This window comes from Actinokineospora guangxiensis (assembly GCF_042657845.1).
GTDB classification, from domain to species: Bacteria; Actinomycetota; Actinomycetes; order Mycobacteriales; family Pseudonocardiaceae; genus Actinokineospora; species Actinokineospora guangxiensis.
The window spans coordinates 55,482-68,906 of record NZ_JBHSKF010000009.1 but is presented as its reverse complement, the minus strand read 5'-3'; the positions used below and the strand labels follow the sequence as shown (position 1 = coordinate 68,906).

General features: G+C 65.4%; 12 protein-coding genes and 1 tRNA gene. 10 read left to right on the top strand and 3 right to left on the bottom strand.

The genetic code is table 11. The features are described 5' to 3' along the window. Nucleotides 1–17: 17 nt before the first annotated feature. The 9 genes from ACFPM7_RS17800 (at nucleotide 18) to ACFPM7_RS17760 (ending at nucleotide 10,205) form a co-directional block, all read left to right on the top strand. On the top strand, nucleotides 18–695 hold the full coding sequence (locus ACFPM7_RS17800) for a DNA alkylation repair protein (RefSeq protein ID WP_378248758.1): 678 nt from the start codon (nucleotides 18–20) through the stop codon (nucleotides 693–695). Nucleotides 696–728: 33 nt separating this feature from the next. Then, on the top strand, nucleotides 729–1,580 hold the full coding sequence (locus tag ACFPM7_RS17795; protein WP_378248757.1) for a DUF72 domain-containing protein: 852 nt from the start codon (nucleotides 729–731) through the stop codon (nucleotides 1,578–1,580). Between the two features lie 92 nt (nucleotides 1,581–1,672). Further along, complete coding sequence (locus ACFPM7_RS17790) at nucleotides 1,673–2,269, top strand: cysteine hydrolase family protein (protein WP_378248756.1); 597 nt, start codon at nucleotides 1,673–1,675, stop codon at nucleotides 2,267–2,269. Between the two features lie 57 nt (nucleotides 2,270–2,326). Then, on the top strand, nucleotides 2,327–2,767 hold the full coding sequence (locus ACFPM7_RS17785; RefSeq protein WP_378248755.1) for a hypothetical protein: 441 nt from the start codon (nucleotides 2,327–2,329) through the stop codon (nucleotides 2,765–2,767). 257 nt (nucleotides 2,768–3,024) lie between these two features. Then, a complete protein-coding gene (locus tag ACFPM7_RS17780; protein ID WP_378248958.1) occupies nucleotides 3,025–4,425 on the top strand; it encodes a Wadjet anti-phage system protein JetD domain-containing protein in 1,401 nt (466 codons plus the stop codon). 8 nt (nucleotides 4,426–4,433) lie between these two features. Continuing rightward, nucleotides 4,434–5,720 carry a hypothetical protein gene (locus tag ACFPM7_RS17775; protein ID WP_378248754.1) on the top strand — a complete coding sequence of 429 codons (1,287 nt, stop codon included), beginning with the start codon at nucleotides 4,434–4,436 and terminating at the stop codon, nucleotides 5,718–5,720. A 386-nt stretch (nucleotides 5,721–6,106) separates the two neighbouring features. Then, complete coding sequence (locus ACFPM7_RS17770; RefSeq protein WP_378248753.1) at nucleotides 6,107–6,418, top strand: hypothetical protein; 312 nt, start codon at nucleotides 6,107–6,109, stop codon at nucleotides 6,416–6,418. Beyond that, nucleotides 6,418–7,050: a type III PLP-dependent enzyme domain-containing protein gene (locus tag ACFPM7_RS17765; protein ID WP_378248752.1), complete on the top strand. Its 633-nt coding sequence runs from the start codon at nucleotides 6,418–6,420 to the stop codon at nucleotides 7,048–7,050. The genes ACFPM7_RS17770 and ACFPM7_RS17765 overlap by 1 nt, the downstream gene beginning before the upstream one ends. Then, nucleotides 7,047–10,205, top strand: coding sequence for a coiled-coil domain-containing protein (locus tag ACFPM7_RS17760; RefSeq protein ID WP_378248751.1), 3,159 nt, complete (start codon nucleotides 7,047–7,049; stop codon nucleotides 10,203–10,205). The genes ACFPM7_RS17765 and ACFPM7_RS17760 overlap by 4 nt, the downstream gene beginning before the upstream one ends. A 28-nt stretch (nucleotides 10,206–10,233) precedes the next feature. Here the strand turns inward: ACFPM7_RS17760 and drmC are convergent, their stop codons facing one another. Next, a complete protein-coding gene (gene drmC / locus ACFPM7_RS17755) occupies nucleotides 10,234–10,968 on the bottom strand; it encodes a DISARM system phospholipase D-like protein DrmC (RefSeq protein ID WP_378248750.1) in 735 nt (244 codons plus the stop codon). After that, nucleotides 10,940–12,004 carry a DrmB family protein gene (gene drmB / locus ACFPM7_RS17750; protein WP_378248749.1) on the bottom strand — a complete coding sequence of 355 codons (1,065 nt, stop codon included), beginning with the start codon at nucleotides 12,002–12,004 and terminating at the stop codon, nucleotides 10,940–10,942. The genes drmC and drmB overlap by 29 nt, the downstream gene beginning before the upstream one ends. Here drmB and ACFPM7_RS17745 point away from each other — a divergent pair. Then, a complete protein-coding gene (locus ACFPM7_RS17745; protein ID WP_378248748.1) occupies nucleotides 11,945–13,210 on the top strand; it encodes a tyrosine-type recombinase/integrase in 1,266 nt (421 codons plus the stop codon). The genes drmB and ACFPM7_RS17745 overlap by 60 nt on opposite strands. A 62-nt stretch (nucleotides 13,211–13,272) precedes the next feature. Here the strand turns inward: ACFPM7_RS17745 and ACFPM7_RS17740 are convergent. After that, nucleotides 13,273–13,348: transfer RNA gene (locus ACFPM7_RS17740), tRNA-Ala, on the bottom strand. Nucleotides 13,349–13,425 lie beyond the last annotated feature (77 nt).

The window sequence follows — 13,425 nt, the reverse complement described above, 5'->3', positions numbered from 1 at the left end:
GGGAGTACGGTCGCCCCATGACCGACGCGACGGTGTCCGACCTGATGGCCGAGCTAGCCGCCCTGGCAGACCCGAAGATCCGCGCCGTCAACGAACGCCACGGCGACGACCACGCCGTCAACCTCACCGCGCTGCGCGCCGTCGCCAAACGCCTCAAGACCCAGCCCGACCTCGCCACGGCCCTCTGGTCGACCGCCGACTCCGCCGCCCGCCTCCTGGCGATCCTGGTCTGCCGCCCCAAGCAGTTCACCCAGACCGACCTGGACACCATGCTGCGCGAGGCCCGCACCCCCAAGGTGCACGACTGGCTGGTCGGCTACGTGGTCAAGAAGACCCCCCACGCCGAAGCCCTGCGCACCACCTGGCTGACCGACCCCGACCCGGTCGTCGCGAGCGCGGGCTGGGCCCTCACCACCGACCGCGTCACCCGCTCCCCCGCGGGCCTGGACCTCGGCGCCCTCCTCGACACCATCGAGGCCCACATGAAGACCGCCCCCGACCGCCTCCAGTGGGCGATGAACCACTGCCTGGCCCAGATCGGCATCGACCACCCGACCCACCGCCCCCGAGCCCTCGCCATCGGCGAACGCCTGGAAGTCCTCAAGGACTACCCGACGCCGCCGAACTGCACCTCCCCCTACGCCCCGGCCTGGATCACCGAGATGGTCCGCCGCGCCGAACCGGCCCGGCACTAGGCTTTCCCGCACATCCGAGGGGAGCTGGTGGCAGTGGCACGCCTTCACGTCGGCTGCGCGCAATGGACCCACAAGGCGTGGCCCGGCCGCTACCTGCCCCAACCGCTGCCCGCCAAGGAACGCCTGCGCGCCTATGCGAGCTGGTGCAACGCGGTGGAGGGCAACACCACCTTCTACGCCACCCCTTCCCGCGCCACGGTCGAAACGTGGGCGGAGCAGACCGACCCCGACTTCCGCTTCGTCCTCAAGATCCCCAAACTCGTCACCCACGAACGCCGCTTCGCGGCCGTGGAAACCGAGATGCGCGCCTTCCTCGACGCCATCGACCCCTTGGGCAGCCGCGCCACCCTCTGGACCCAACTCCCCGCGTCCTTCGCCCCCACCGACGTCGACGCCCTCACCCGCTTCCTCCGCAGACTCCCCGTCAACCTCAACCGCGCCGTGGAAGTCCGCCACCCCCGCTTCTTCACCGACACCTCCGCGACCTCCGCCCTGGAAACCGCCCTGTCCCACGCGGACGCCGAGTGGGTCCCCTTCGACACCACCGCCTTCTTCGACCGCCCCCCGACCAGCGAAGCCGAACACGAGGCCTGGACCAGAAAACCCCGCCTCCCCCGCCGCACCAAGGCCCTCACCGACCACCCCGTCGTCCGCTACCTGGGCCGAGACTCCGCCGAGGACACCGTCCAAGGCTGGCAGCCCTGGACCGCCGTCACCGCCGACTGGCTCCACGAAGGCCGCTCCCCCACCATCTTCATCCACACCCCCAACAACGACGACGCCCCCGCCCTGGCCCGCCAGTTCCACAACGACGTCCGCGCCTTGGTCCCCGACCTGGACCCCCTCCCCGACCCAACCCCGACCGAACCCGCGACCTTGTTCTGACTCGGCCCGTAACACGGGTGGGGGTGCGGCGAGATGACCCGGAAAAGCGCCGCTGACACGGTGGCGCGCGGCGGAAGGGACGAAGCGCGGTCATGGAGCTCAACAAGGCCACCACGGCGTTCATCGCGTGTCACTGGGAGAACGACATCGCGGGAGCCGACGGGGCGTTCGCGCCGTTCTTCCGGGCGGAGATCGAGCGGCGCGGGGTCATCGGGGTGGCGAAGCGGCTGCTCGACGGGGCACGGGCGGCCGGGGTGTCGGTCGTGTACACGCGGGTGGCGTTCCAGGCGGGACACAGCGACCTGGTCACCAACATCCCGCTGCTGGGGGTCGTGGGGCAGCAGGGCAGCCTGCTGGACGGAACCCCCGCGACGGAGATCCTGGCCGAACTGGCACCCGAGCCGGGGGACACGGTGGTGACCAACGCCAAGGTGGGCGCCTTCGCGGCCAGCGACCTCGACGAGCGGCTGCGGACGGCTGGAATCGACACCGTGGTGCTGTTCGGCGTGGCCACCAACCTCACCATCGAGAACACCGGCCGTGCCGCGGGCGACCTCGGCTACCGCGTGGTGGTGGTCGAGGACGCCTGCGCCGCAGGCTCCCAGGAGGCCCACGACGCGACGATGGCCTCGTTCGGCCTGCTCGGCGAAGTCGCCTTGGCCGACGACGTACTCGCCGCCCTCGGCTAGACAGTCCCGTATACGGTCAAAGGCCGCCTTCCCTGATCGGAAGGCGGCCTTTGGTCTGTGGACCTTGGGGGAACTTACTACAACACAAAACCCCAGGTAGAAGCCCTGGAGGCGCTGCTCCGGAAGCTGCCCGACCCCACCGAACCGGCTCGACCGTCTATTGAGCGCCCCAAACCACGACGGGCACGCCAACTCGACGCCGACCAGGTCCAGGAACTCATCACCGGTTATCAGGCCGGAGCGACGGTCTACGAACTGGGCCACCGGTTCGGCATCGAACGGCGGACAGTCAGCAACATCCTCAAACGGCACGACGTGCCGATGCGCCGCCGCGGCCTCTCCCCCGAGCAGGTCGACGACGCCATCCACCTGTACAACCTCGGCTGGTCCCTGGCACGAGTCGGCGCACACCTGGGCGTTGACCACACCACCGTCTTGACCAGGTTGCGGGAGCGAGGCGTCCCCACCCGAGACACCCACGGGCGACCACGGGGCTGAGCGCCGCCGTCTCAAGGGGCCTTGAGAAGCGAGCATATTGACTACAGGGTGTAGCACTGGGCAAGTCATTCATACCATCGAGTGATGAGTGTGCGACTTGTCTGGAGTCCTCCACGGCACATGGTTGAGTGGTCGATTGCTAGGCCAATCACCCGCCCGTCCAGCGAGGAGGTCGATGAACCGGGTTCGCAACCAGCCGACTCGTCGACCGCTTGGGATTGTCGCGCGAACATCTCACGCCTTGGTCGGTGATCGATATGCGTGAGCACTACAAGCCCTTGCTGGGTGAGCTCTCGGGGCGGACACCGATCGTGCTGAGTGGTCTTCCCCAAGGTGTAGAGGCCGTGACGGTTCCGGTTCGCCGTAACGGAGAGTCGCGCGTGCCGAGGGACCGACGCGGCCGTGTGAACGTGACGCGAGTGGATCTTGTTCCTTCCGAGCGAACTGCGCTTTTCGCGCCGCCAGATGGCTTGTCGCGGGCAGACTTGGTGTGGGCGTTGTCTGCGGGTCGGCGGCAGTGGTCATCGGTGCAGAATCGCTTCGGTGATCGTGCGTTTCCTATGGCCCTAGATCTTGTCCGGTCTGGTGGGGTTGTGCTGCGGTGCGCGGTCGATCGAGATCGACTTGCGCTGGGTTCTCCGGAGAGCTGGACGCTGTCGAGCGCGTGGGCGGAGCAGGCGGATGACGAACTCGCCGAACTTAGGCCGCAACGTGATCCGGACGAGGTGCGCGCAGAACTCCTGAAGCTGCTCGAGGGCCTCCAGGCGCCACCGCCACTTGTTGCGGAGCGGTTGGTGCTTCGCGTGGTATCCGCTGGTTCTGCCCTCGTCCCGCCACCTGGCACGACGACAACCGCGAAGAGTTGGGCGACCTATGAAGCCGCTCTACGCGCCGCGTGTAAATGGGCGCGCATGGATCGCACGCCCGGCGCGGCTGAGCTTGCCGGTCTGGCGTGGGGTGATACACACGCCAAGTGGTCTGCAGCGCGATCGATCGTTTTCAGCCAACTCGTCGGCATTGAGTTCTCCCGAGCCGTGCAGAAGTCGGACATCACCATCAGGGTGCGCGGTCCGCTCGTCTGGCGGCAGGGAAGCGCGATCGCAGACGCGAGTCGCAGCAGACCGTGGATTGGGTTGCCGTCAGAGGGTGTCCGTCTTGTCGGTGAGATCGACTTCTCGGCAACGGGGATCCTACTGATTGAGAACGCCGAGACGTTTGAACAGGCATGCGGGATCGGTGAGATAACCGACTCATGGTTGTGCGTGTGGGGCCAAGGAAAAGCAGTCGTCAATACAATCGACCTCATCGCCGCTCTACCACACGTGAGGGTCGCGGCATGGATGGATCTCGACGCGGCCGGCCTGGAGATCTTCACGATGCTGACCCAACGATTGGGCAGGTCGGCGACGCCCATCGGCATGGATCTGGAGCTGCTGCGCTGCGGTCCCGCCAGAAAGAGAGCGAATGTCGAAGAGCAACGCAAGGCTGAGCACGACGACAGGGTTCTTGCTGCGAGGCTGAAGGACCGTCTCCCTCAATCGCTACGCGAGGTGGCGGAACACATTGAGGCGACCGGCAAAGCCGTAGAGCAACAGCCCCTCCATGACGTCGTCCTCCCAGTCCTTGCCCAGCGACTCTCGGCGATACCGCAGGAGTAGCCAAGATCGTGGACGAATTCGACGAGCAGCCGCTGTTTCCTTCCCCGTCTCCGGTGACGTCTGATCACGCTGTTCCAGTCAGTGACGCTCGCTTGCTGGAGAACCTTCGTTCGTTCGTGGCGCCCATCGCTCGTGACATGAAGGTTGTTATCGATGATCCACGCGCACTAAAAATGGCTCGCGATATGTCCGAGGTGTTCGCCGACCACGCCGGGTTGACTGGAATGACAAAGGCGGACGTCGAACATGCGCTGAGTGGTCGCGGCAACGTGGACCATGCGTTGTTCGAGTCGCGGTTCGATCTCTTCGTCCGGATGGGCCTGATCAAACCGTTCCTTGAGAAGAAACAACAGTCGCGGTACGTCCTGGACCCTTCCGGCATGGTCGGCCTGCTGGTGTTCGAGCGGCTCGGCACGCGTGGCGGTGTCGAGGAGATGCTGTTGCTGCTCGACCGAACGCGCTGGTTGATCGAAACCGGCGAGGCCGACCGGGCCACGCTAGCCAAACACCTGAAGCGGTGCCGCCAACTCCTCAGCGTGTATACCGCGAGTCTCGCTCGGCTGATCGGGACGGCGTCGATCAGCGAACTCATGGATGAGCACCGCAACCACGACCCTCGTAAGGTTCAACACGACGTACACGTGCTGAACAGATTGGTCACCGACCGGTTCGCCCGCGACTTCGAACTCGGTGAGCTTGCATTCCAGCTGGTGAAGGCGGAGCTCGCCTATCGCCACCAAGTACTCAGCGCAGTCGACCGGGTGCTCGACCAGGGTGGGGCGTCGCTGGACTTCAGTGTCCTCACACCTGAGCAGTACCTGTCTGCGGCTCTCGATGCCTCCTTGGAGGAGCTCTCGGGAGTCGCGGGACAGCTTGTTGTTGATCCGCCGAGTGCGTGGCTGGATCCGGGGTCAGTCGTGGACGCGTTGGATGAGTTCCGCCCTCGACGTCGCCAGCCATCGCGACCACCTGAGCCTACGGGAGGCGCAGACGCCGATCCCATCGGGACGATGCAGCAGCAGCACGAGCGCATGGCTCGTCAGCGGCGGTTGGCCATCGAGTCACATCTCGGCGATGCCGACTCGATCGACCTGACGGCGACCCTTCGCGAGATGGGGTGGCCGGCGGCTGCCGTTGAACTCGTGGAACTGCTGGGCGTTTCGGCGGACCCGACGCAGCCGTTCACCGTGAGCCTGGGCGAGCAGGCGTTGATCGACGTCGAATCTCCGGTCACTTATCTGCACCCCGTGACGCTGCACCGGGAACAGACCATCCAGGAGGACCAACGGCAATGACCACGCTGATAACAGATCCAGTGGTCCTGCTCGCCGCGATCCGCGCAACGGGTGGACTCCCTGTGGACCTAGCTGATCCACGAGCTGTCAATCTCGCGCGGCGCGCCGCGGAATCCGCGGGGCGCTCACTCGTGCATTGCACGACCGGCAGTGTCCGCCGACGCGCAGGTGGACGCGGATTGGTCCTCGGGTGGCTTCCTCAGTCCACGCCTGCGCCGGAGGAAAGCCAAACGTATCCAGTACGCAACCTGACTCCGGTAGCGAGGCTAACTTGGGCGTGCTGCCTCGGCCTGGCTTGGCCCGACCGCGTCGCCTCGCCGTATCCCGGTGTGCCGTTCAGGAGATCGGAAGTAGTAGATGTAGCGGGGGAACTGGGCGTTTCGACGATGTGGGCCAAGACCGCGCTGTTCCGTACGCTCATTCCGGGCCTCTTCGTCATTCCCGATGAAGGTTCCTTACGCTTGGGGCCGGCGACCGCCGCGCTACCGGAACCCTTCGTCGATGCGATGCGACGATTCCACGACAGACTTCCCCGCCTGCAACCGCGACCAGCCGTCCCTCATGACACTGAACTCGACGATGCCGAACTCGAGGACATTGACTTCGACGATGATCACGACACACGGTTGGAGGGCGAGACGTTCACCAATGAAGACGACTTCGAGCAGGGTACTTATGACGACCTCTGGGACGAATAATGGCTGCGCAGGGAATGCCCTCAACAGACGAAATCGCTGTTCGTGAAGCGATTGGTGCACTGGAAATCGCTGACGGTCTGGTGCCGTCGGGCGTATTCCCAGCGCTGGAGGAACCCGCCTTACGCAAAACGGTTAGCGAGCGGCTCGCGGAGTGCGGTCGGACGCTGATCAGCGTCGGCGACGACTGGACGAGTGGCTACCGTGACGACGTCGCCGACGCATTGGTTGAGTTGGACATCGGCGTCCTCCCACCGGAAGACCGAGCCGTGCTTGTCCTGATCCTTCTCCGAACAGTCGCCATTCCCCGCGCTCGTGGTAGCAGGGCTGGAGAGACATGGGGCAGCACTGCTGGAGCGAAAGGTACTTCGGTAGATGAACTCGCGTTGAACCGAAACATCTTCAAGACTCAGATCAAGGAGTCCGTTCGCAACTTGGTCACGCACGGCTTGGTCGACCGTCATCGCGGAATGCTGTTCCCCGGTCCCGCGCTCCTGCGCCTTACCCCACGGCGATCGGCGCAACTCTGGGAGAACCTGCTGCTCCTGGCCGCACCGGACAGCCTTTACGCCCATGCGATCCGCAGTCGTCGAGCAAGTCCATCTCAGCAGAGTGAGCATCAGGAGAGGGCATGACCACGCTGTTTGATCAGCCGCGGGCGATCGCTGACGACACCCTCGGTGTAATCGGTGATCGACAACTCGTGGTGGTGCAGACGTTCTACATCGCACGGCTTACCAGCCATCCCGTCGCCATCGTGCCCTCCGCGTTCGTGGCCGTCACTGGACGCGGCCCGCGTGACTCCAACGAATCCGGGAAGACGAGTTTCAATGCGGCGGTCTCACTCCTGCTCGGCGACCCCGAGTGGCGGGTCACCGGGGGAGGGGTCGCCGCCGTGGCTCAACTACTGTTCGAACCCGACACGGCAGGTGTTGCTGCTACGCGTTACCCCGCTGCGGACACCGGATTCATCATTGGTGTGTTCGCGGATCCGGACGATCCAGTGTCCACTGCGCACACCGTGTGGATGAAACTGTCGTCCACCCCGAAGTACGTGCAGGTCCGGCATTGCGCGGGGGTGCACCTCGTGGACGCGGAGAGCGACGTCGAACGGCACCGCTTGGCTCCGACGACGTGGAAGGCGCTGCCATCGGCCGACCTCGGCGCGCATAGTTATGTAGAGACTCTCTACGGTCACAGCCCCCGTTGCCTGGCTTACGTAGCCGCGCGAGGCAAACAGCGCAGCGGCCCGTCGCTGCTGAAGATGGACACCGGTGCGTTCAGTCCTGAAGATATCGGAACAGCCCTCGTCCGCCTCACAGGACGCAGCGAAGCACTCGAGTTCGAACAAGAACAGCGCCGCAAGCTCGCCAAGCAGCTCGAAGAACTAGAATCCACCAAAGCACAACACGAACAGAAGTGGACAGCCGAGGAAACGATCGTCGAAGGCGTTCGTACCCGCAAGAAGATCCGCGCCGTCCTCGACGACGGCGAGAAGCTGTGGCTCCAGCACTTGGCACGTGGCCTTCTCGACACAATGGGCCGGCGCGAGATGCTCGACGCCCAGCAGCGGCAGACCGCAGCTGAAATCAAGACCTTGGGCATAGAGCTACGCAAACGGCAGGCCCGCGAGAAAGAGCTCTCCGACGACACCTCGGTACACAAGCGTGCACAAGACGCCCAGGGAACCTTCAATCTGGCCGATCAAGACCTCTCAGAGGCGAAGAGCCGCGAGACGACGCTCCTGAACAAGCTAAGCACGCTTCGCGATCAGATGATCAAGCTTGAAGAGCGCGGCGCCAGAACCTCGCCCCCAGACGTTGCTACAGCGAAGGAAGCTCTGGAAAAGCGGAAGGAGGAGCGCACGAAGAGCGAGGTGATCCTCCAAACCGAGACGCAGGTTACGGAAGACCTGCGGATCGAACTCGCACAAGCCGAGGAGGGCCGGATCGGCGACGCTGGCCGTAGCATCACGATCCTGTCCGAATGGAGATCGGGCATTGAGGCTGTCGGGCTCCTAGACGCGATCGAGGTGGCCGAAGAACATCGTGACGTCTGGGAGCCACGTCTGCATCCATGGCGCGACGCAGTATGCGTCGATCATCACCTTCGCGACGACGCCCTCGCTGCACTGGCCAGCCACGCAGGGGCAATACTCATCGCAGGCGAACCCACGGACGTACTGCCCGATGGCCTCTTGGCGGCGCCACCTCCCGCGCGACGGTTCCTGGCTGAACTCGCGGCCCGCGTCCCGCCGGTCGAGACCGAAGGCGTCAATGCAGTCCACGATGTCAGCCTCGGGGTCATCGTGCTCGGTGGCTTCGCAGATCCAACGACCGGTCGTGTGCAACTGGTACGTGCTCTTAAAGCACGGCTCGGGCAGGCCGAGAACAAGCTGCTCGGGCTCAAGAAAGCTGCCGAACTCGCTGCAGCGCGGGAAGCACAGGCAATCGAAGTTCTCGATGCCGCCGAAGCGGCAGTTGAATACCAAAAATGCCATAACGAGCGCACCAGGATCGAGGAGCATGCACTTCCAGAGATTCGCACTGTCATCCAAGAGCTAACTGCCAAGCGGGATACAACACTGGAGATACTTACGGCGGCAAAGGCCGAGGTGCAAAGTATCGAAGCGACACGTTCCCAAGCGCGCAGCGAACGGCAGCAAGCAGAGAAGGAACTCGCCTCGGCTAAGAAGGACTACGCCACGACCCGCCAAGCTCTCGACGCCGCCACGATGGATTACTGGCGTTCAGGACTTCCTGGGGGTGAGGCCGACGCTCGCCTCATCCTCAACTGGGCCGACCAATCGGTGGACTACGACACACAACGCGGCATCGTGCGCCCCGCTGATCCACGCGACCCGTCCCTACCCGCGGTCGTCCGCTCTCGAGACGTACTCGCCAATCGCGCCAATGACGAACTCAACACCATCCTCAACCTCCTAGGCGTACAGCGTGATACCGGTGACGGAGCTCCCACCGACGAAATCGGCGAAGCCGTCCGCCGCCGGGATCGGCAAGACGACCGAAACCACACGCCGTCATCCCACGACGAAGCAAGTTTCGCCGTGCTCGCTTCAGCGCTGAACGACTGGCTTACCCAGCATGTGGAACGCGATCAACTAGCCGAGGAGCAGATCGAGACGGCACGGCAGGAACGAGCGAGGGAAAGAGCTTACATCGAGTCCAACCTCACGGTGATGGAGCAAAGCGTCACGAACGTTCAAGACAGCCTCGAACAACGCGTCGAAGACAACTTCATGGCGATCCGCGAGGCTCTCAACGAGCTCAACCGATCTGCCGGCGGCTATGGTGCGACACTGCACTGCGAGGTGTTCCGGCCGGTCGGACCTGAGGACACTTGGACATGGAGAGTGACACCGGCCTGGCAGCGGTCACCAGGTGGGCGGATGCTGCCGTACGACAATGCCACGAACACGGCCCAGGAGAAGCTGTTCAGCATCCACCTCGTGCTCGCAGCACTTCTCGCGAGCCCGAATCCGCGCGGGCGTGTCCTTATCCTGGACGAGCTCGGCGACTCTCTCGGTGACGAGCACCGCCGTGATGTCTTGTCAGCAGTCGCCAAAGTCGCCCGTATTCATGGAATCACCGTCCTCGGGACATGCCAGGACGCGGTGATGCCCGACGCAGCGTCCTACTGCGGCGAGGTCCTCTACTTCTGCTACCCGTCCAAAGCAGACGCCCTCAACCTGCCAACCCGGATGTTCGGGTTCGACGACAACGGCGAGAGAGTCGAACTGTCGGCCGAACACCTTCTTACTGGCAGGTAACCCTTTTGATTAGGGTGCTCATGTTTCCTCAAAACAACGGAACCCGCTCGTAGAGTAAGGGTTCAGCACCTCGCAATTCGTGTTCGACGGCCTCAGTGAGGTTTCGGTCGTCGATGAGTACGCCGAATTCGACATTGCTGTGTTCTGCGCTCCACGAGTAATTCGCGCTGGTCGCCAGCAGGAACCGGTGGTCGATGGCGAGAAACTTCGCGTGGTTGCGCACGCCTGCGCCGTCGAATTCCTTCGTACGCAGGACGGTAGCGGGTCGAAGATGCGCAGCAACTTCCGAGGCGGTCGGTGCGCCTCGACCTGCGGCTGTCGCGTCCAGGTACACCCGCACGGCCAGCTCCGACCGTCCTGCAGCCTGCCGCAGGGCTTGCCACAGCTCCGAGGAGCGCTGGAAGTTGAAGGTGGAGCAGGTGATCGACTGCCGCGCACTGTCGACAAGGTGCGGCACGGAGGCGGTGAGCGGCCCGCTGCGCGCGAGATGCCCCGGCATCGTCCACAAGGGCGTCGCCGAGGTCGGGGCGGACCGTGCGCCTTCGACGGCCCGCAGGACGGTGATGCGGGACGCCGAAGAGCTGGCGGCCAGCAGTGCCCGGACCGTTGCGCGGTTCCCTGGGGCGACAGCCCTCAGCGCGCTGGTGAGGGTGTCGCCGTCGGCGAGCCGGTCCGCCAGCAACCCCGCCTCGGTCCCAGTGAGCCGCCGGCCCAGTTCCCAGGCCGCCGCAGGGTCAATCGGCGCGTCCGAAGAACCCAACACCACTCCCAGGGAGGTCGACGAGGAAACGCCGGTCGAGGAACCGGTTGGCCCTCTCACAAGAGGTCTCCGACGCCATCACACAGCAGTGGCAGGCGGCGCCGTGCAGAAAGTCCTCAGGGTCCTGTGGGGTGCGCATCGCACAGATCGGGTCCGAGGAGCACCGGGTAGCCCGGTACAGCGCGCCCGACACAACACGTTCGAGCCGGTCGGGTTCACTGAGCTGCACCAGCCCGCCGAGGGTGCCGTCGCTATCAGAGGCGGTCGTGCAGATAAGCAGCCTGGCCGCCGCTTCGCGGCCTCCGGACTCGGGCCAGGCGTACAGCCGTTCGCTCAGACTGGCGGCGGAGTAGCCGCACGTCATGGCCAATTCCCGGATCAGTACGTGCGCGAAGGTGTGGATGAGCCAGTAGCGCGGCGGCCTGAGCCGGGTGTCGGGGTCCACATCCTGCGCGGTCTCGGAGAAGCGCCGGTAGAAGTTGCGCCGATGCGCGTCTCGCTGGGCACTCCAGATGTCCGTCGTTTCGATCCGCGTTTCCCACGCCGCCACGGCGGCCTCGTCGAGCTGGAGGTAGATGCCCTCGCCGCGATCCTCCGTTGCCACCGTCCACGCCGGGTACGGCGTTCTGGTCAGCGGGGCCAGGCGTTGGGGTAGGTCACCGACCCGGTCCATGTCGTCGATGCGGGTGAAGCCGACGAGCGCGTTGACCTTGCGCAGCCGTTCGACGGCCAGCACCCTGGTGATCTCCGGTCGCAGCTCGGGACCACGATCCCGCCGGGACAGCGTCAGCCCGCTTACCTCGTCCTCGTGCCGGAGCCCGAGCGGGTCCTTGAGCAGGTACTGCCATTCCGGGACGAGCAGGTCCACGGGATCCCAGTGCTTGGCCCAAGCGTCCAGTTCCTCGGCCGACTCCGGCGGCAGGAGAGCAGTCGCGACAGCCTGGGCAAGTTTGTCCGATCTGATCGAGGGGGCTGCGGCGTGAGCGTGGGCACCCCGGAGCCGTCGCGGGGGCGCAAGCGCGCCAATGGTGAGGGGCATATCCGACAGCGCAGGGATGGGCGCTACGAGGCCCAGGTGTTCGTGTCCACGGCGGACGGCGGGCGGAAGCGGGTCAGCGTCTACGGCAAGTCCTGGGACGACTGCCACGATGAGCTGATCAAGCTGCAAGACCAGGAGCGGCGGGGCATCCCTGCGGTGACCACCACGATGACCGTCGGTGAGTACATGACGTACTGGCTGCGCGAGATCGCCGAACCCGGCATCCGCCGCACCACGTACACCACGTACGAGGGCGCGGTGCGCCTGCACATCGTGCCCGGCATCGGCAGGCGCAAGCTGAAGGCGCTTCAGGCCGCCCACATCCGCACCTGGCTGAACGGCCTCGGGAAGGTGTGCCAGTGCTGCGCCCAGGGCAAGGACGAGGCGCGGAAGGTGCCCCGCTGCTGCGCCAAGCCTCGCCCCGCGTGCTGCCGGGACCACCTATCCTCCCCCTCGATCCGGCACCTGCTGCGCGTCCTGAGGGCCGCGCTCCAGGCCGCCGTGGATGAGGACCTGCTGACCCGCAACGCCGCCCGGCAGGTACGCCTGCGCGGCTCGGACAAGCGCAAGGAACGGGCCTTCACCGCTGCGGAGGCTCGCCAGCTCCTGGGCGCCGCACGGGAACACCGGCTCTACGCGCTGTGGGCGGTGGCGCTCGCGGTGGGCCTGCGGCGGGGTGAAGCTCTCGGGCTGCGGTGGGCGGACGTGGACCTGGCGGGGCGACGGCTGACGGTCCGGCAGGCCCTGCACCGGGTGGACGGCGCGCTGCGCCTGGAGGACGTGAAGACCGACGCCTCGGCTGCGACCATTCCGCTGCCTCGGCCGCTGGTGGCCGTGCTGACCGAGCACCGGACCCGCCAACTCGAAGAGCGCTCCGAGGCGGGCAAGGACTGGCAGGACACTGGCCTGGTCTTCACGACCAAGCTCGGCGGGCCGATCGAACCGCGCAACGTCAACCGCATGTTCGCCACGCTGTGCGAGCGGGCCAAGGTGCGGCCGGTCCGAGTGCACGACTTGCGGCACTCGTGCGCCACTCTGCTGTTCACGATGGGAGTGGACGCGGCGACCGTTCAGCGCGTCTTGCGGCACAGCTCGTTGGCGGTCACGACGGGGACCTACCTTGAGGTGATCGAGCGGGTGCAGCGCGACGCGGTAGACAAGATGGACGCCTTCTTCCCCGCCGATGACGACAGCGAGGAGGCGTAGGCGTTGCGGTACCCGTTGCGGTCAAAAGGCCGCCTCCCATGATCGGGAGGCGGCCTTTTCGCTGGTGGAGCTGAGGGGAATCGAACCCCTGACCCTCACACTGCCAGTGTGATGCGCTACCAACTGCGCTACAGCCCCGTCACTCCGGAAGATCGCTCCCCGGCGTGCTGCGCATACGCTACACGACCCTCCCGCAGGGGTGAAATCCGGGGGTC